Source organism: Thalassobellus sediminis (assembly GCF_044386045.1).
Classification (GTDB): Bacteria; Bacteroidota; Bacteroidia; order Flavobacteriales; family Flavobacteriaceae; genus Thalassobellus; species Thalassobellus sediminis.
Map to the genome: position 1 here is coordinate 463,101 of NZ_JBISCD010000040.1, position 19,060 is coordinate 482,160.

Annotated in this window: 16 protein-coding genes; 4 read left to right on the top strand and 12 right to left on the bottom strand. The window is 31.0% G+C overall.

The window, feature by feature from the left end; all coding sequences use genetic code 11:
* Positions 1-13 precede the first annotated feature (13 nt).
* Positions 14-736, bottom strand: a complete 723-nt coding sequence (locus tag ACH5TW_RS08725) for a tetratricopeptide repeat protein (RefSeq protein ID WP_439336118.1) — start codon at positions 734-736, stop codon at positions 14-16.
* 298 nt (positions 737-1,034) lie between these two features.
* Between ACH5TW_RS08725 and ACH5TW_RS08730 the strand changes: the two genes are divergently transcribed.
* Complete coding sequence (locus ACH5TW_RS08730) at positions 1,035-1,502, top strand: CBS domain-containing protein (RefSeq protein WP_439336119.1); 468 nt, start codon at positions 1,035-1,037, stop codon at positions 1,500-1,502.
* 196 nt (positions 1,503-1,698) lie between these two features.
* On the top strand, positions 1,699-4,125 hold the full coding sequence (locus ACH5TW_RS08735) for a CehA/McbA family metallohydrolase (RefSeq protein ID WP_439336120.1): 2,427 nt from the start codon (positions 1,699-1,701) through the stop codon (positions 4,123-4,125).
* Positions 4,126-4,130: 5 nt separating this feature from the next.
* Here ACH5TW_RS08735 and ACH5TW_RS08740 read toward each other — a convergent pair whose 3' ends face one another.
* The 4 genes from ACH5TW_RS08740 to ACH5TW_RS08755 form a co-directional block, all read right to left on the bottom strand.
* Positions 4,131-4,832 (bottom strand): hypothetical protein, encoded by a 702-nt coding sequence (locus tag ACH5TW_RS08740; RefSeq protein ID WP_439336121.1) that lies wholly within the window; start codon positions 4,830-4,832, stop codon positions 4,131-4,133.
* A gap of 64 nt (positions 4,833-4,896) precedes the next feature.
* On the bottom strand, positions 4,897-5,244 hold the full coding sequence (locus tag ACH5TW_RS08745) for a hypothetical protein (protein ID WP_439336122.1): 348 nt from the start codon (positions 5,242-5,244) through the stop codon (positions 4,897-4,899).
* A 41-nt stretch (positions 5,245-5,285) separates the two neighbouring features.
* Positions 5,286-5,816, bottom strand: a complete 531-nt coding sequence (locus ACH5TW_RS08750; protein WP_439336123.1) for a GNAT family N-acetyltransferase — start codon at positions 5,814-5,816, stop codon at positions 5,286-5,288.
* Between the two features lie 5 nt (positions 5,817-5,821).
* Positions 5,822-6,382 (bottom strand): HNH endonuclease, encoded by a 561-nt coding sequence (locus ACH5TW_RS08755; protein ID WP_439336124.1) that lies wholly within the window; start codon positions 6,380-6,382, stop codon positions 5,822-5,824.
* Between the two features lie 185 nt (positions 6,383-6,567).
* Between ACH5TW_RS08755 and ACH5TW_RS08760 the strand changes: the two genes are divergently transcribed.
* Positions 6,568-6,900 (top strand): single-stranded DNA-binding protein, encoded by a 333-nt coding sequence (locus ACH5TW_RS08760; RefSeq protein WP_439336125.1) that lies wholly within the window; start codon positions 6,568-6,570, stop codon positions 6,898-6,900.
* Between the two features lie 54 nt (positions 6,901-6,954).
* Here the strand turns inward: ACH5TW_RS08760 and nadB are convergent, their stop codons facing one another.
* The 3 genes from nadB to ACH5TW_RS08775 form a co-directional block, all read right to left on the bottom strand.
* Complete coding sequence (nadB, locus tag ACH5TW_RS08765; protein ID WP_439336126.1) at positions 6,955-8,511, bottom strand: L-aspartate oxidase; 1,557 nt, start codon at positions 8,509-8,511, stop codon at positions 6,955-6,957.
* A 6-nt stretch (positions 8,512-8,517) separates the two neighbouring features.
* Positions 8,518-9,444, bottom strand: coding sequence for a quinolinate synthase NadA (gene nadA / locus ACH5TW_RS08770; protein WP_439336127.1), 927 nt, complete (start codon positions 9,442-9,444; stop codon positions 8,518-8,520).
* 225 nt (positions 9,445-9,669) lie between these two features.
* Complete coding sequence (locus tag ACH5TW_RS08775) at positions 9,670-11,499, bottom strand: hypothetical protein (protein WP_439336128.1); 1,830 nt, start codon at positions 11,497-11,499, stop codon at positions 9,670-9,672.
* A 336-nt stretch (positions 11,500-11,835) separates the two neighbouring features.
* Between ACH5TW_RS08775 and ACH5TW_RS08780 the strand changes: the two genes are divergently transcribed.
* Positions 11,836-14,427, top strand: coding sequence for a phosphoenolpyruvate carboxylase (locus tag ACH5TW_RS08780; protein ID WP_439336129.1), 2,592 nt, complete (start codon positions 11,836-11,838; stop codon positions 14,425-14,427).
* Between the two features lie 313 nt (positions 14,428-14,740).
* On the opposite strand, the gene ACH5TW_RS08785 is transcribed toward ACH5TW_RS08780, so the two are convergent.
* From ACH5TW_RS08785 to ACH5TW_RS08800, 4 genes are all read right to left on the bottom strand, one after another.
* Positions 14,741-15,982 (bottom strand): ammonium transporter, encoded by a 1,242-nt coding sequence (locus ACH5TW_RS08785; RefSeq protein WP_439336130.1) that lies wholly within the window; start codon positions 15,980-15,982, stop codon positions 14,741-14,743.
* A gap of 36 nt (positions 15,983-16,018) precedes the next feature.
* The gene (locus ACH5TW_RS08790) at positions 16,019-16,357 is read right to left on the bottom strand and encodes a P-II family nitrogen regulator (RefSeq protein ID WP_439336131.1); all 339 of its coding nucleotides are present in this window, start codon (positions 16,355-16,357) and stop codon (positions 16,019-16,021) included.
* 156 nt (positions 16,358-16,513) lie between these two features.
* On the bottom strand, positions 16,514-17,800 hold the full coding sequence (locus ACH5TW_RS08795; protein WP_439336132.1) for an ammonium transporter: 1,287 nt from the start codon (positions 17,798-17,800) through the stop codon (positions 16,514-16,516).
* A 103-nt stretch (positions 17,801-17,903) separates the two neighbouring features.
* A complete protein-coding gene (locus tag ACH5TW_RS08800) occupies positions 17,904-18,908 on the bottom strand; it encodes an outer membrane beta-barrel protein (RefSeq protein ID WP_439336133.1) in 1,005 nt (334 codons plus the stop codon).
* Between the last annotated feature and the right edge of the window lie 152 nt (positions 18,909-19,060).

The window sequence follows — 19,060 nt, forward strand, 5'->3', positions numbered from 1 at the left end:
ATTTAATAACTTGTTATTTGTTATTATTTTTAGATTGTGCAGCCTGTGCTTGTAGGGCTTGTTTTTGCCTTAACAACTCTGTTTTTGTTAATTGAATTAAATTAAAATTAGGTGCCGTTTTTAAAGCCGCATCTAAAATGTCTACAGCGGCATCAATATTTGCTTTTGTGTCTTTATTAAAAGTACATAATGCATTTAAATACATAAAAGCTGCCTTTAAAGAAACTTCGTATGGTGTTTGTGTTTCATAAAACGCCTTTTTCATATCATCTTTAGCATTTGCTAAACCATAATTAATATGTTTTTCTGCTCCAGGAATATTTTGTATCTGCAAATTAAGTTCTGCTAATTCATAAGCAACTTTAGCATCTGGATTACGTTTAAACATTTCTTCAAAATGACCAATAGCCATTTTTGGCTGCTTTAAAGCTTTTAATGAAATAGCCTTTACCTCAACAGCAATTTCAGAATCATCAACTTTTCTTTCTACACCAATAGTATTTAATGCTTGTGAATATTTCCCCTCAGACATATATATATAGGCCAAAGTATCTTTTCTTGCTTCAGAAGACGATAATACATTTAAATGTGTCATCGCGTTTATAATACCTTGCACATCGCCTTGGGCCTTCATTTGCTTATAATAAGCTTCATAATGTTTTAGTAAATTTGTGTTTTCTTGAGCACCTAAATGCATACTTCCCACCAATAATAGCAACGCTAGTAATTTTTTCATTTGTTAGTTTTAATTGTTATCAATAATCAAATGTAACATTCATATAATAATTCCTGATTATAAGTGAATTTTTATATACGCATATTTCATCATTTTATTTCTTATTTAATGTGATAAAACTATAAAAAATTAACATTTAAACTCTTAAAAGAATGCTAATTATTTTAATTATTATGCCCTTTATGAAACTATTCAAACAAAAAAACACTAAAAGTCGCCCATATCCTATTTTAGAAATTAACTTTTTTAGGTATTCTAAAATTAAATATCTATATTTAAGATTACTAAATTATTAATTATGGGGATAAAGAGTTTTCAAGGAGCCAGAAGGCAACAAGCAAATATAACAGACAATACACCTTTAAAGGTTAGTGATTATATGACTACAAATTTAATTACGTTTACTCCTAATCAAACTATTGAAAGTGTGATGCAGGCATTAATTAAAAACAGAATTTCTGGTGGGCCTGTTGTAAATGAAAAAAATGAATTAATTGGTATTATATCTGAAGGTGATTGTATAAAACAAATAAGTGAAAGTCGTTACTACAATATGCCCATGCAAGATAAAACTATTGAAAAACACATGGCTTTAAATGTTGAAACTATTGATGGCAACATGAATATTTTTGATGCTGCCAACAAGTTTTTAAATGCTAAAAGACGCCGTTTTCCTATTGTAGAAAACGGTAAATTAGTTGGCCAAATAAGCCAGAAAGATGTGCTCAAAGCTGCTATGAAACTTAAAGGACAAACTTGGAAATAACTAGTGCATTTTATTATTCATATTAAGCATATATATCCTAACATAGCTGGTTGGAGGTTTTGACATTAAAATATTGGCAATAAAACTGTAAAAACAATTTTACTTACAGGCCTAATAAATCTATTTCCTTTTCTATCCATTTTTATAATAATTACAAGCATTTATAATGTCGTGTTTTTAACATTTTGTATTTAAAATGAAAAACTTTAAAATTCTTTTTACACTTTTCCTTTTAATTAACTTTTCTTTAAATGCCCAATGGAAAAACAGATACCCAAAAGTTAACGGATATGGGCATCATGTTTATTTAGAAGGTTATGAATTACCTGTTTTAAATTCAGGACCTACAGATCCTGCTCCATCACCATTAAACAACCAAGTTGTTTTTTCAGCTAAAGGTTGGTTATGGATCATGAATTTAGAAACGCAAGAAGCTAAACGCATAACGTTTTCTTCTGGTATGGATTTCAGCCCAAATTGGTCGCCAGATGGAAGTAAAATCGTTTTTGTTAGAGATAATAGTATGGATACCAGTATCGTATTATTAGACCTAAATACAAAAAAAGAAACTGTTTTAGTTAATTCTGAAGCTTTAGATTTAAATCCAATATTTTCAACAAATGGAAAAGATGTGTATTATGCTTCAGCAAAAAACGGATCTCTAGACTTATGGAAAATAAATCTAACGTCATTAGAAAAGTCAGTTTTAACAAATGATAATGGTCTGGAGCGCCTTCCGGTTCCAACAAAAGAAGGAAACCTTGTATATCTTCGTAAAAATGGGTTTTCTTATGATTCTATAGAATTATTAGATTTAGACAAAGAAACATCTAATGCTTTGATTGAAGAAAACTTCACATCTCAAGCTTCATTTTCGTTATCAAATGATGACAAAACTTTAGTTTACACTTGGCCAAATGGCGATGATTACGAACTCAAATTATTAAATATTACGGTTCCAAAAAGCAAAATGTTACTTACCAAAAGTAAAGGGTTACCATTATCACCAAAATTTAGTTTTGACGGAAAATGGGTTTACTTTTCTGAAAACAATAAAAATGAAGTTTCAGAATTAAAACGTATTACTATATACGGCGGTAAGGTAGAAACTTTAGATATTAAAAAATGGAATTGGGGAACAGTTACAGGTAAATTAAAAATAATTAGTCGTGTTGATGAAAAAATAGAAGCTGTTAGAATGAATATTATAGACCAAAATGGACATCCTATAATTCCTAATACTGGCTTGGTACATTCTGAAGGGCAAAACGGTATTGTTTTTTTCTATTCACCTGGAGAAATTGAAATAGAAGCACCACTTGGTACGCTTACAATTACTAGTGTTCATGGGTTTTCAACTGTTAAAACAACAAAAACCATTATATTCGAAACAGACAATACAACAACAGAAATAGATTTAAATAGAATTTGGAATGCTAAAAAAGATGGTTGGTATGCAGCTGACGCACATTTTCATCTCAATTACGGTGGCACAAGTCAATTAGAACCAGAAGATATTTTACTTGATCTTAAAGCTGAAGAAATAGATATTGCATTTCCATTATTAGCAAATCTTGGAAATCGATTTCTTGAAGAAGATCTTTTTAACTTTAAACATGAGTCCTTACCAATTGTATCAATAGGTCAAGAAACTCGTTCGCATTTTTTAGGCCATTTAAATCTTCTTGGTACTAAAGAAGTTTACTGGCCATGGGTTTGGGGGCCATATTATGATATTTACGATAAAGAAGATAGGCCAAATGCCGAACCACTTAGATTTGCACATAAACAAGGTGGAATAGGAGGTTATGTGCACCCTGTTTCAATAAAAAATCCTTTTCAAGAAAATGGTGGTTATTATATACCTACTGGGTTAGTAGCCGATGCTATTATGGAAGATGTTGATATTTTAGAATTAGGATGTTTATGGAGTGATGAAATTGGCACAGCTGCTTTATGGCATGAATTTCTTAATATTGGTATTCCGTTAGCTTTGTCTGCTGGAAGTGATGTTATGAATGATTTGTATAGAACTATGGCTATTGGAGCCACTCGTGTTTATGCAAAACCAGAAGGAGAATTAACAGTTGTAAATTATTTAGAAGCATTAAAAAAAGGAAAAAGTTTTATGACCAATGGACCTCAGCTATTATTTACTGTAGAAAATTTTGAGGTTGGTGATGCTATTAAAACCAAGAAAAGTAAAGCCAATTGGAAACTTGAAGTACATTCCCCTGTTCCTTATGACAAAGTAGAAATATTTGTGAATGGCGATATAGTTGATACGAAAAAAAGCAAAAACGGAACTAGCAAAACATATACTGGCAAAATTGAAATTCCAAAGGGCGGATGGATTACAGCAAGAGTTTATGGAAGCAAATCTGTGTGGCCTATGATGGATAGTTACACCTTTGCAGAGAGCTCTCCTATATGGTTTAACTCTATTGGCAGTACCATGCCAAATACTAAAATTAATGCTGCAAAAAAACTCCTTGAGTTGTTAGAGTTTTCAGAAAAAACAATAAAGCAAAGCTACAGAAAATCTAAAACACCTAATTTAATGGAGCATTCGGCTAAAGCACGAGCAAAATTAATGGATATGATTTCAAAAAACAAGATATAAGACAATCAAAGTTTTCGTTGTTTTACTTCAATAGCTTCAGGTAAATCTGTAATTATAAGTTTTTGAACTTCATTGCTTTCTAATGCAGCTATTTTACTGTAATGATATCCTTCAATGGGTTCATTTAAAACTTTCCACTTAGCAATACCACCAACAGATATAGTTTCGCCTATTTCAATAATTCTTTCAGAATATTTCAATGTTTTATTAAAACCCAACCATGTTTCACTTTCAATTCCAAAATCATTTAAAACCTTTTTAAACTCCGGAGAAGGATCATTAAATGTTCCAGAAGAAACACTTTTATCTTCAACCATATAACTATAATAATTACTAATTTCAATAGATGGTTTCACCATAACTAACTCACCCTCTTTTTCTATAAAAAAATCTTGAATATCTTCCTTTTTAATCAATGTTTTCCATCGTGAGTTTTTACCCGAACTCACTTTCTGTTTAACTTCAAAAATATAGGCTACACATTGTCTTTTACTATATGGGGAAATAAAAGGGTCTTCAACTTGTAAAACTTTACCAGATACTTTTGTTAGCTCATTATTTTTAAATTGAGAAATTCGCTTAGACTTAAATTTTGATAATTTTCTTAAAATAATATTCTTTTTACGAAAATAAATAGCAAAAAAAATAATTATTGCTACCGCTACTACAATCAAAATAGGAATCAATATTTCTGTATTTTGTGACATATCGTTAATTAAAGCCTTTACCAAATAAGTGTATAAATTTCATAAAATGTTACTAACAAAACATTTATTCTCGTTTAACCAAAGCGTAATAATCGCCTTCTAATGGTAAATATCCTTGGTCGTAAACAAAATAATATATCGTACCCGCCTTAGTGGTATAAATACTTGTAAAGTAATTAAAATCGAACCCAGCTTCAATTAGTTTTGCTCTAGATGTTTTTGTTTTTTGTTCTGGATTAAGGGTTTCTAAAATTCTGTAATTTTTTCGTAGCCTGTTATTCGTATTTCGTATTAAATTCTTACTGTCTTTATTAACTTTATTATTATAAGTATTTCTACATCCATCACTACAAAATTTCTTATCAATCCTGCCAATAATTTTATCGCCACATTCTAAACATTGTTTTTGCATTTATTTAATTATTTAGTTGTTTTTATATTGCTAAAAGCTTATTATGGGTTTACAATATTATACCATCTTAAGTTTAATTTTTCTTGTTCAAAATAAAAATCTTCTAGATATTTCAATCCAATTTTTATTAAGGCGTTGTGAGATGCTTCATTTCCTATTTGGGTAGTAGCATATAGCACTGGAAGTTTTAATACATTAAAAGCATAGTCAACAGAAGCCTTACCTGATTCTGTTGCATAGCCTTTACCCCAATAACGTTTAATAAACCTATAACCTAAATCATAATATTTGGTAAAACCATTCATATTATATTCTGTATTAAGCCTAATTCCAGACCAACCAATAAATTCTCCGGTAGATTTTTCTATAGCAGCCCAACGTCCAATACCCCTTTCTTTATATTGATTAATTACAGATTCTATAATTTTTTGTGATTCTTCAATTTTTTTAACTGGCTTATTCCCTAAATATTTATGAACTTCAGGATCGGAATCTAATTCAAACATATCTTCTAAATCAGTAATCTGTAGCTCTCTTAAAATCAAACGCTCAGTTTCTAAATAAAATTTCATAGCTTTTAATAATCTGTTATATCACCCCAATTCTCTCCAGATTTTATTCTATATAACTGCATTTCAGAAATTCCAAATTGTTTTGCAATAAGTCGCATTCTGGTTTTTCGGTTTGGATCGAAAAGTTTTCGCTTTATCATTTTCACTTTCCCTATGGATAGTTTTGCATTTAAACGTTTCTTTTTTCGTTTTATTTTTCCTTCAATAACTAAAGGGTTATTTTGATTATGTTTTATCATTTCCTCACGAGTAGCCCATCCTAAATTTTCAGCCAAATTATTTAATTTATCATGGTCTTTATGAATTACAAATCTTTTATTGTCAATGTTTTGAATAAAACATTCGGCTACAATTTTATGTACATATACTAAATGAATAGTCTTATTTTTTCTAATAGCTGAAAAAGCTTCATATCCATTAATATTTGTCAGTTTAAAATTAAGCTTACGTTTAGCATGCTTCTCACTATAAACCCTACCTATATTTGAAATGTGATAACACTCTTTAGGTAACCAGTCTTCTTTTTGTACAACACACCATTCTTCATTTTTTAATTTAGTTAACATAATTTTAGTTTTTGAGAGAGCTCGAAATTTACAATATTTTTTATCCGTTTACAAACGACTACAAATACTTACAAACGCAAGTAAGTATTTATGTACCGAATAATATTTGTACCCTAGCGCATCTTTGCAGTGTCGAAACATAAGAACTCGATAGTATTAACTGTTTAACGATTAAATATAAAATTATGAGCACACTTAGAAACAAAGTACAGTTGATTGGTAACTTAGGAAACGATCCAGAAATCATCAATCTAGAATCAGGAAAAACATTAGCAAAATTTAATATTGCAACTAACGAAAGTTACACCAATAATAAAGGTGAAAAAATTACAGATACACAATGGCATAATGTTGTTGCTTGGGGAAAAACAGCAGAGATAATTGAAAAGTATGTTACCAAAGGAAAAGAAATTGCTATTGAAGGAAAACTAACATCGAGAAGTTATGATGATAAAGAGGGTAATAAACGTTTTATTACAGAAGTAGTATGTAACGAACTTTTAATGTTAGGAAAATAAACACTTAACCTATTATAGTTTTTAAACGAGACTTTATTTAAAAATTAGTCTCGTTTATTTTTTAACATTATCAACATTGTAATAACCGCCTTTATTTTCAGTTCTATCTAAAGACTGTCTAATAATTAAATGCGCAACATTCACCATATTTCTTAACTCACAAAGCGATGTTGTTATTTTAGATTCTTTATATAAATCTTCAACTTCATTATAAATTAAATCTAAATGTTTTATGGCACGTTTTAAACGCTTATTACTTCTTACTATACCAACATAATTTCGCATTAAAGCTTGTAATTGCTTAAGGTTATGCTGAATTAAAATATGTTCTTCAGGTATAATTGTGCCTTCATCATTCCAATCGGGGATTGTTACATCTACAATTGACTCTTCATGTTTAGTATGATATTTAAAAATATTATGCGCATAAACCAAAGCTTCCAATAATGAATTAGATGCTAATCTGTTTGCACCATGTAAGCCTGTTCTAGAACATTCGCCACAAGCAAATAAATTTGCAATAGTTGTTTTTCCTTTTTTATTCACTTTAATACCACCACATAAATAATGAGATGCAGGAATTACAGGGATCCAATCGGTCTTAATATCAATATGATGTTCTAAACACTTATTATAGATATTTGGAAAATGCTTAACAAAAGCATTCATATCTAAATGTGTACAATCTAGATACACATGAGATTCTCCCGATTTTTTTAATTCACTATCAATACTTTGAGATACAATATCTCTAGATGCTAATTCTGCACGCTCATCATAATTAGGCATAAAACGGTAACCATCTTTATTTCTAAGATAGGCTCCAAAACCTCTAACAGCTTCTGAAATTAAAAAAGAAGATTCTCCTTTTTCCTCATATAATGCCGTAGGGTGAAATTGAACAAACTCCATATCTTTAATACGTGCTTTTGCTCTATAAGCCATGGCAATACCATCGCCAGTTGCAATTAGAGGATTTGTAGTATGTCCATACACACAACCAATACCTCCAGAAGCTAACAGCGTACTATTCGCTTTTATGGTAAAAATATCACCTGTTTTTTGGTCGAAAACATAAGCTCCAAAACATTTCAAGTTTTCTTCTTCAAGATCTTTTATATGGTGATTTGTAACTAAATCTATAGCAAAATGATGTGGTAAAATAGTTATATTTGTTAATTGATGTGCCCGTTTAAGTAAAGCACGTTCAATTTCAAAACCTGTAATATCTTTATGATGTAACACGCGATATTCTGAATGTCCTCCTTCTTTCCCTAAATCGAATTCTCCACTTGCATCTACATCAAAATTTGCCCCCCAAAGCATTAACTCTTCTAGTCTAGCAGGACCTTCCTCTATAACCTTTTTTACAACAGATTCATTACACAACCCATCGCCTGCTTTTAATGTATCTTTTATATGTTTTTTAAAAGAGTCGTTTTCTTTATCTAAAACAACGGCAACGCCTCCTTGTGCATATTTAGTGTTAGATTCATCTTCACTTGCCTTGGTAACTATAACAACCCTTCTGTCAGGGAATTTTTCAGCTATTTTAACCGAAAATGTTAAACCAGCAATTCCAGAACCAATTACTAAATAGTTTGTTGTCATTATTGTTTATTTAGAAAGCTCTAACATACGTTCAATTGGTAATAAAGCTCGTTCTCGTATTTCTTGAGGAACATCAATTTGTGGCGACTCGTTAAGTAAACAATCATATAGTTTTTGAAGTGTATTCATTTTCATAAAATGACACTCACTACAAGCACAAGTATTATCTTCTTTAGCAGGTGCAGGAATAAGCTCTGTATTTGGCATTTCTTGTTGCATTTTGTGCAAAATACCGGCTTCGGTAGCTACAATAAATTTTTGATCTTGATGATCCTTCACATAATTTATCATCCCAGAAGTAGAACCAATATACGTTGCTGTATTTAATATATGTTCTTCAGATTCTGGATGTGCTATAATTTTATAATCAGGATATTTTTTATGTAACTCAATTAATTTATCCATAGAAAAAGCCTCATGTACAATACAACTACCGTCCCATAAAAGCATATCTCTACCTGTTTCCTTAATTATATAAGCGCCTAAATTTTTATCTGGCGCAAAAATAATAGGTGTTTCTTTTGGAATAGATTCTACTATTTTTAAAGCATTTGAAGACGTACAAACAATATCACTTAAGGCCTTAATTTCTGCCGAACAATTTACATAAGTAATAACCACATGATCTGGATGTGATTTGGTAAATTTTTCAAAAGCATCTGGTGGACAAGAATCTGCCAACGAACAACCTGCATTTAAATCTGGTAAAACAACTGTTTTATCTGGACTTAAAATTTTAGCGGTCTCTGCCATAAAATGAACACCTGCAAACACAATCATATCGGCATCAGTTTCAGCTGCCTTTTGCGACAAACCTAAACTATCACCTACATAATCTGCAATATCTTGTATTTCAGCAACCTGATAATAATGCGCTAGAATTACAGCATTCTTTTCTTCCTTAAGTCGTTTAATTTCTTTTACTAAATCCATCCTTAATTAAAATAAATAGTTTTAATTAAGTAAAACCAATAGTTATGCCAAGGCTTTACTTTTTACAAATATCTTAATTAAAATTATAACGAATTAAGTTTACCTCAAAAAATAAGGCAGAATTGAAGAGATATTAGCTTTTTAGCAATTATTTAAATTCTCATTAAACAAATACTTATTTAATTACTAAAACTAAAACTCTAATTTTTAAAACTAAAATTTAAACTAGGCTAAAACTTTAGATTTTTGATTGTTAATTGACAAGTTTTCAATTTCTAAAGCTATTAGCTTTAATATTTCTTCTCCTTTATCTAATTCATTTAAAACTTCATCTTTTATGTCATGAAATGTGTTTTTTAAGTCGTTAAATAACGATTTATAATACCCCAGACCTTCATTCATGTTACGAGTAAATGTTTTAAAATACTTCTCTTCTTTCTTAGTTAAGTCTGTACTTACTTCTTCTAATTTGTTTTTCAAATAATCAATATAAATATAAAGCTCTTTAATAAATATATTAGGACGATCTGTTCTAGAAATCATATTATCCCTTCCATAAATATGATCGGTCATATTTTTTAAACTCATTAATTTAGAATAATATGCCATATTTGGACCTGGGCAAATAGACACCCCTGTTCCTAATCCTTTTGTTTCTATATTATAAGCCAATAAAGCAGACGTGCCTAAACCAACACATGTACAAGATTTTTCGACTATTTTATTAAATTTTATTTGATAATCTGCTTCTGATAAACCTTCATTATCTAGCTCCATTATTTTTGAATATTGGTATTCTCTTGACGCTATACAAATGCCTTTGTCGTTAAATTCTTTGTTTAGTGACACAAACTTTTTAGGACAAGAACTCCCTGGTCTCCCTTTATTTATTAAGGCTTCTTTTTCTAAATCTTTTGTATTTGCTCTAAGGTTATTAAACGGAATTCCTAAAGGAGAAATATCACTTAAATACAAATCGTCTTCCTTGGCATCAATTAAATTATCTATAGTTTTTTCATCAACAGTTGTAGCTTCTGGAACTAATAAAAAAGGCGTTCCCCAACCTACGGCATCTAAATTATATTCATCAATTAAAAACTCTTGCTCTTCATGCGTACCAATACCTCCTTGAGACGTAATATCTATTTTTAACGGTGTTTTAGAAATAATACGTCCTTGATTTTCTAATTCTTGATTCAATAATGTTTCAATAGACGCTCTTAACTCTTCTCTTTTTTCTTTAAATTCTGCTAAAACAGGCCCTAATAAATAACCGTCTGTTGCAAAAGCATGACCACCACAGTTAAGTCCAGATTCTATTCTGTATTCTGAAACCCACAATCCTTTTTTAGCTAAAAACTTACCTTGAATTAACGCCGATCTATAATCGCTTACTTTTAAAATAATTTTCTTTTTAAAAGTTCCATCTTCGGTTGGATAAAAATCATCAAACTGCCCCATATAAGCATACAGTCTAGGATTCATTCCTGCAGATAATACTACCGAAGCATTTAATTTGCTATTTGCAAAACCTCTTAAAGCAGCATGAGCATCATTATATTCTGAAGGTAATTGTTCGTTTTTAATATAGTTGTCCTTATCAACCTTAGTCATGATATTAACATCTATGCTTCCTTTTACTAAGTTTTTAGACGCCCAACTTTTAATTTCATTAACATTAAATCCTGTTTCTGTTAATTTTTTAAACTCTGCTTTTATTGATGAGTTTGAAGGCAACATATTTATATAAGCCTTCATATCATCACTCTTTTCAAGTGTTATATTTTTTAACGCTTCAAACTTTTTATCAACAGCATCGTTTATCAAGTTTAAATAAGAAGTGATTCTTTTCGCTCTAAAATCGTCTACTTTATCTGTGATTTCGCTATAAGGAATCTCAAATTTCTCACTATACATTTTTCTTAATTTCTCTATAAGAATATCATCTACCAAAGAAATAACAGAATCTATACCATATTGAGCCACCTTTAAAGGAGAATCTATTGTGAATCCAATTCCCATTACTGGAATATGAAATGAATGTGCTTTTTTCATGTGTTTATGTTTATTGTTTATCAATTATCACATGTAACATCCATAATAATTATGGGTGTTTCATCTATATATGTTTTTAATATAATAATCTGTAAAAGTATGCTGTTCTTTTACCTAGAAATATGATATATATCATAGTCTCTTATAAGCAGTTTCTTAAAAAAGACTATTTAAATAGGGTTATTCATTAGAAAGATATGGTGATAGCTCCTGTTTTTTTTAATTATTCTTAACTAGAATTCATCAAACAACAAAAATTGATAAAACTTTAGCAAGACCATGATCCTTAACTTTAGCTTTACTATTTTTATGACTAATTTTCAATAGAACGATACCATGTCAGTAGAGCCGAAATTAACACGATTCAAACAAAGCGTTTTGTCTAAATATCAAATATACAACAGTATATTTATGACACTACCTTTTGATACTATAACAAAAACAGGAGTTCTTCTTCCTTTATTTCATGAAACCTGTGAAAAAGGGTTTAAAAACGGAGACGACCCAACCACTATTGTTGATACTTTTTTCAAGAAATACCAAGGAAGACGTTCTAAAGAAAGTCAAATAAATCTATTATTTAGATTTATACAATATATAGAACGACAAGTTGTATTATTTGACGCCGTTGAAGATGCTGCTTTCCCAGTTGTAAATAATATGGAAGGTATTGGCACTTTAAGAAATCTTAAAGAAACGGCTACTTCTGAAAACAAATTAGAAGAATTAAAAAACTATTTAGAAGAATTTAAAGTTCGTATTGTTTTAACAGCGCATCCAACACAATTTTATCCAGGAACTGTACTTGGTATTATTACCGATTTAACAGCCGCTATTAAAAACAATGACCTATCTGGTATTAATGATTTGTTTGCTCAATTAGGAAAAACACCTTTCTTTAAACACAAAAAGCCAACACCTTATGATGAAGCAAAAAGCTTAATATGGTATTTAGAAAATGTGTTTTATCATTCTTTTGGAGAAATTTACAATTATATTCAACAGAATATTTACGACGATGGTAAAAAACACAATGAAATAATTAATATTGGCTTTTGGCCTGGTGGTGACCGAGATGGAAACCCTTTTGTAAAACCAGACACCACATTAAAAGTTGCTAATAAGCTAAAACAAGCTATATTAAAAAAATACTATTCAGATCTTAAAAAATTAAGACGTAAACTAACCTTTAGAGGCGTTGAAAATCGTATTATTCGTTTAGAAACTATCATGTATAACTATAGCGTAAATTTAAACGCTTCTGAAACCATTACAGCTAAAGAGCTTCTTACAGAATTATTGAGTATTAGAAACCTTATTATAGAAAAACACCAATCTTTGTATGTAAGTGAAATAAATAACTTAATAAATAGAATTCACCTGTTTGGCTTTAATTTTGCAACTTTAGATATTCGTCAAGATAGTAGAATACACCATGGTGTATTTACAACTGTTATTAATAATTTAATTGAAAATGGACACGAATCGTTCCCTAAAAATTATCATGATTTATCCGATAAGGAGCAAGTGAAAATTTTATCAGAAGTAAAAACAGACTCACTAATAGATGTTGATGTTTTTGAAGATGAAATGACTCATAATACTTTAAAAACTATTAAAGTTATTAAAGACATACAAGAATCTAATGGTGAACGAGGTGCTAATAGATACATTATTAGTAACAACCAAACAGCTCTTAATGTGATGCAACTTTTTGCGATGCTAAAACTAACAGCATTTCAAGAAGATTTAACAGTAGACGTAGCACCGCTTTTTGAAACAATTCCAGATTTAGAAAATGCACCAGATGTTATGGAACAACTATATACTAACCCTGCATATAGAGCACATCTTGAACGTCGTGGCAACAAACAAACTATTATGCTTGGTTTCTCTGACGGAACAAAAGACGGTGGTTATTTAATGGCAAATTGGGGAATTTATAAAGCCAAAGAACTGCTTACTGAAATGTCTAGAAAATACGACATTACTGCCATATTCTTTGACGGGCGCGGTGGACCTCCTGCTCGTGGAGGAGGAAAAACACACCAATTTTATTCTTCTTTAGGACCAACTATTGAAGACAAAGAAGTACAGCTTACTATACAAGGACAAACCATTAGTTCTAATTTCGGAACTTTAGATTCGTCGCAATACAACTTAGAACAACTTATTAGTTCTGGTATGTCTAACCGTATTGGAAAAGACAAACATTTAATGTCTAAAGAAGACAAAGCTGTTATGACTGATTTAGCTGAAACAAGCTATGAAGCATACAAAAACTTCAAAAAGCATGAGATGTTTATTCCTTACTTAGAAAGAATGAGTACTTTAAAGTTTTATGCAAAGACCAATATTGGTAGTAGACCATCTAAAAGAGGAACTTCTGATAAATTAATATTTTCAGATTTAAGAGCTATTCCTTTTGTAGGGTCTTGGAGTCAGTTAAAACAAAACGTTCCTGGATTTTACGGTGTTGGTACAGCTCTAAAGAAATATGAAGAAAAAGGAGAATTTTATAAAGTAGAACAACTTTACAAAAACTCTAAATTCTTTAAAACACTTTTAGAAAATAGTATGATGTCTTTAACCAAATCGTTTTTCGATTTAACTAAATATATGTCTAAAGACGAAGAATTTGGTGATTTCTGGAAGATTATTTACGCAGAGTACAATACCACAAAATCGCTTTTACTTAAACTTACAGGCTACAAAGAACTTATGGAAAATGAGCCTTCTGGAAAAGCATCTATTGAAGTAAGAGAATCTATAGTTTTACCATTACTTACAATACAACAATATGCTCTTAAAAAGATTCAAGAGCTTATGAAAGAAGACGTAAAAGACGAAGAACAATTAAAAATATATGAAAAAATTGTAACACGTTCTTTATTTGGAAATATTAATGCGAGTAGAAATTCTGCTTAATTAATATTTAAAATATTTATATAAAAAAACCTTCTCAATGAGAAGGTTTTTTTATGCATTAAATTCACGCTCTTAAGTTTAATAATTACCACTAAAACCATATTTAGCAGAACCTAAAATGGATTTTTCAACAACCATTAGAGAAGGAGAAAGGCTTTAAAAACAACCGTTATTCTTAACACCTACAGTAGCAATAAATCCTGTTGTGTAATAAATTGAATTCTGCTTAGGTTAAAAAGATATATTCAAATAAAAAGGATGCCTTACATAAAGTAAGACATCCTTTTTAACACTAACTAAATATTATTATATCCTAATGCTCATTTAATCTAAAGTCTGGATAAGCATCCATACCGTGTTCATGAGCATCTAATCCTTCTAATTCTTCTTTTTCAGAAACTCTTATTCCCATTGTTTTCTTAAGCGTATAAATAATAATAAACGCTGTTACCAAACAAAATACGGCATAAGAACCAACACCTATTAATTGGCTAATAAATTGATCCATTCCTGCTAAGTTACCAAATAAACCAACTGCTAATGTTCCCCAGATACCACAAATAAGATGTACAGCAATGGCTCCAACAGGATCATCTAATTTTAATTTATCTACAAAACTCACTGCAAATACAATTAAAGCACCTGCTATAGCTCCGATTATAATAGCATCTGTTGGACTCATTTGATCTGCTCCTGCAGTAATACCAACTAAACCTCCAAGTATTCCGTTTAAGAACATTGTTAAATCTAAATTCTTAAACATCGCAGTAGAAACTAACATACAAACTACACCACCAGCTGCTGCAGCTAAACATGTAGTAACTAAAGTTAACGATGTTAATTCTGGATCGGCAGAAAGTACAGAACCTCCATTAAACCCAAACCATCCTAACCAAAGGATTAAAACTCCTGCAGTAGCTAATGGAATATTATGACCTGGAATAGCTTGTGGTTTTCCATCTTTAAATTTCCCAATACGAGATCCTAATAACCAAACAGCCACTAAAGCTGCCCAGCCTCCTACAGAGTGCACTAGAGTTGAACCTGCAAAATCATAAAAAGGTGTATCTAGCATTTGTAAAAATCCGCCACCCCATTTCCAAGACCCTGCAATTGGGTAAACAAACCCAACATAAACAATAGCAAAAATCATAAATGGTACAATTTTCATACGCTCAGCTACAGCTCCAGAAACTATGGTTGCTGCAGTTGCTGCAAACATACCTTGGAATAAGAAATCTGTCCAATACGTATAGCCTTCATTATATGTTAAATCTAAAGCACCTTCAGCTGTTAGTGGTGAATCTAAGCCAAAACCTGCAAAACCAAAAATTCCTGAAGAACCTTCAGCAAAACCTGGATACATTAAATTAAAACCTACTAAGCAATATAATAATAGCCCGATAGTAATAATAAAAATGTTTTTAAATAATATGTTTATTGTGTTTTTTTGTCTAGTTAATCCGATTTCTAAAAATGCAAAACCTAAATGCATAAAGAAAACCAGCGCTGTACAGATCATCATCCATACATTATTTGTTGTTAATAATTCCATAATTATATTTTATTGTCTTATTTTATTGACGGTTAGTTATTTTAAAGTATCTCCTCCTTTTTCTCCTGTACGTATTCTGTAACACTCTGTAACATCTGATACAAATATTTTACCATCTCCAACTTCTCCTGTTCCAGCAGAATTAAGAATTGCTTGTATAGTTGCCTCTTCAAAATCATCATTCACAACGATTGATATATACCTTCTTTGTATATCGCTGGTACTGTAAGATACCCCTCTATAAACATGGCCTTCTTTTTCATTTCCCAAACCAGTAACATCCCAGTAAGAGAAAAAATTAACACCAACATCATGCAAAGCTTCTTTAACGACGCGATACTTTGATTTTCTAATAATTGCTTCAATTTTCTTCATAATAATATTATCTTAAATTGTTTAGTATTCAATATTAAAGAATATTTAGGTTCTTTTAAAATCTAAACCCACCATTTTTAAACAATTAAAAGATGCCTTATAAATAAGGCATCTTTTTATCAAATTTTCAAAAAAAGTGTATTATAGTAATAGAAATTAATCTTCCATTTCTCTTTGTCTTTTTCCTGGGTAAGCTAATGTTCCGTGTTCAGAGATATCAAGACCTGCAATTTCTTCTGCTTCAGAAACTCTAAGTCCAACTGTCTTTTTCATAATTCCTAAGAAAATAAAAGATAAAACAATTGCCCATACAGCATATGCTAACACGCCTATAGCTTGTGCTCCTAATTGAGCAGCACCTCCACCATTGAATAATCCAATACCAGTATCACCATCAATACCCCAAAGACCTATAACTAAAGTCCCCCAAGCACCAGCAACACCGTGTACTGAAATAGCACCAACAGCATCATCAATTTTTAATGTTTTTTCAATAAATCCTATTGAAAGTACAACAAGAATACCACCAATTAAACCAGCTAATACTGCACCACCTTCGCTCATATTACCACAACCTGCAGTAATACTTACAAGACCTGCAAGCGCTCCGTTTAATGTCATACCTAAATTAGGTTTTCCGTTTTTAATCCAAGTAAATAATAATGCACTTAACGCACCAGCTGCAGCAGCTAAATTAGTTACTAGTACTACTTGAGAAGCAGCAGTAGCATCGTCACCACCCCAAGCTAATTGAGAACCACCATTAAAACCAAACCATCCTAACCAAAGAATAAATACACCTAAAGTGGCATACATTTGGTTATGACCATGCATTTCAACAGGTTTTCCGTCTAAGAATTTACCAATTCTTGGTCCTACCATCCAAGCAGCAACTAAAGCAGCCCATCCACCTACAGAGTGAACAATAGAAGATCCAGCAAAATCAATAAATTCAGCAGGCATAATTCCGTCAGTATTATTTAACCAACCACCGTTCCATTCCCAACCACCAGCGATAGGGTAAATTACAGCAGTTAATATAATACTAAAAATTGCATAAGTTGTGTATTTTGTTCTTCCAGCAATAGCTCCAGAAACAATAGTTGCAGCTGTAGCAGCAAACACAGTTTGAAAGAATAAATCGGCAGCTCCTTGAGAAAAAGTAAATCCTCCCCAGTGAAAGAAACCTCCACCTTGATCAGCACCATACATTAATGAATATCCAACAAACCAGAAAGCTAAAGAACCAACTGCAATGTCCAAGAAATTTTTCATGGCGATATTCACTGCGTTTTTAGAATCTGTCATTCCAGATTCAACTAAGAAAAATCCTGCTTGCATGAAGAATACTAAGATACCTGAAATAAGCATCCACATCATTCCCATGTCGCCTTCTATTGCGGCGGTGTCTTGAATTATAAGGGGCATGTTTAACATTGACATAATATATAATTTTAAGGGTTAGTGTTAAAAAGGGATATAGTTTCTGTTCTTAGAGAACAGAAACTATATTTATTCTCTTTATTAATTTTATTTTGTGAATTCCTTAGAAAGTCACTATTGCAGCTAAAGTAAATGCAGCTAAATTATCTGATGCAAGACCATCTGAATCTACATACGGCATAGCGTCAGTCCAAGAATCTAATCTGATTTCTGGTTTGATAATTAAATTATCTTCAATAACTAAACTTCCTGTTAAAGTAAGTGCTAAAACACTTTCCTCAGCTGGATTAGCATCTCCATGTAAACCAAAGTACTCACCTCTTAATCCTAAAGAAAAAGCATCAGAAGCAGCAACTTGAGGATATAAAGCAGCACCATAGAAACCAGAACCGTCATTATCGTTGTATGCAGCGTTAATACCTAAGAAGAAAGAATCAGATAAATCGAAACCACCTGTATAATCAATTTCAAAACCTAAACCTCCAGCATTTCCGCTATCATAATATAAGTTTAAATATTGTCCATAAAAACCTAATTGTGCTCCAAGTGCATATTCACCAGAAGTAGAAATATCATTAGTATCCCATGGATTAGTTATTGCTAACATTAAGCTCCAATCATCAGATAAAGCAAAATCTGCTTTCATACCTACATGAGAAAAAGGTCCGTTAGAAAATAAATATGAACAGCTATAGTTAAAGTTTGCTGCAGGAGCAATAACTTCATATCCTAAAAAAGTATTAAATCTACCAAATGTTAAAGTAGTTCCTTCTGAAACATTCCAGTAAACATAAGCTTGGTTTACAATACCATCAACAATATCAGTATTAAAGGTTGCACCTGCACCTCTTGGCCCAGTAACTAAATCAAGAACAGCTCCTACTTTTTCTCCTTCGTAGCTAGCTATTATATTACCCATACCAACAGCAAAACCAGATTGACCTGCAAAAGCAGTACCGAAAGATTGTCCTGCATTATCTGAAGCAGTTAAATATGTTTGATAATAAGCATCAACACTACCACTAATTGTTAAAGCTGGTTTTTCTTCCTCCTGTGCAAATAATACAGTTGCCATAAGAAGCATTGAAAGTGTAATTAATTTTTTCATAATGTTTAATTTTTAAGTTATTAATTTTTTGGTTAATTTTTCCTTAAGAATGGCGTAAAACTATATCAAAAAGTTTTAACCCCCATAAAAAATAGGGGTAATTGAGTTACTTTTGTCAATATTCTATTTTTTACCCCATTTTTTTAGAGGTA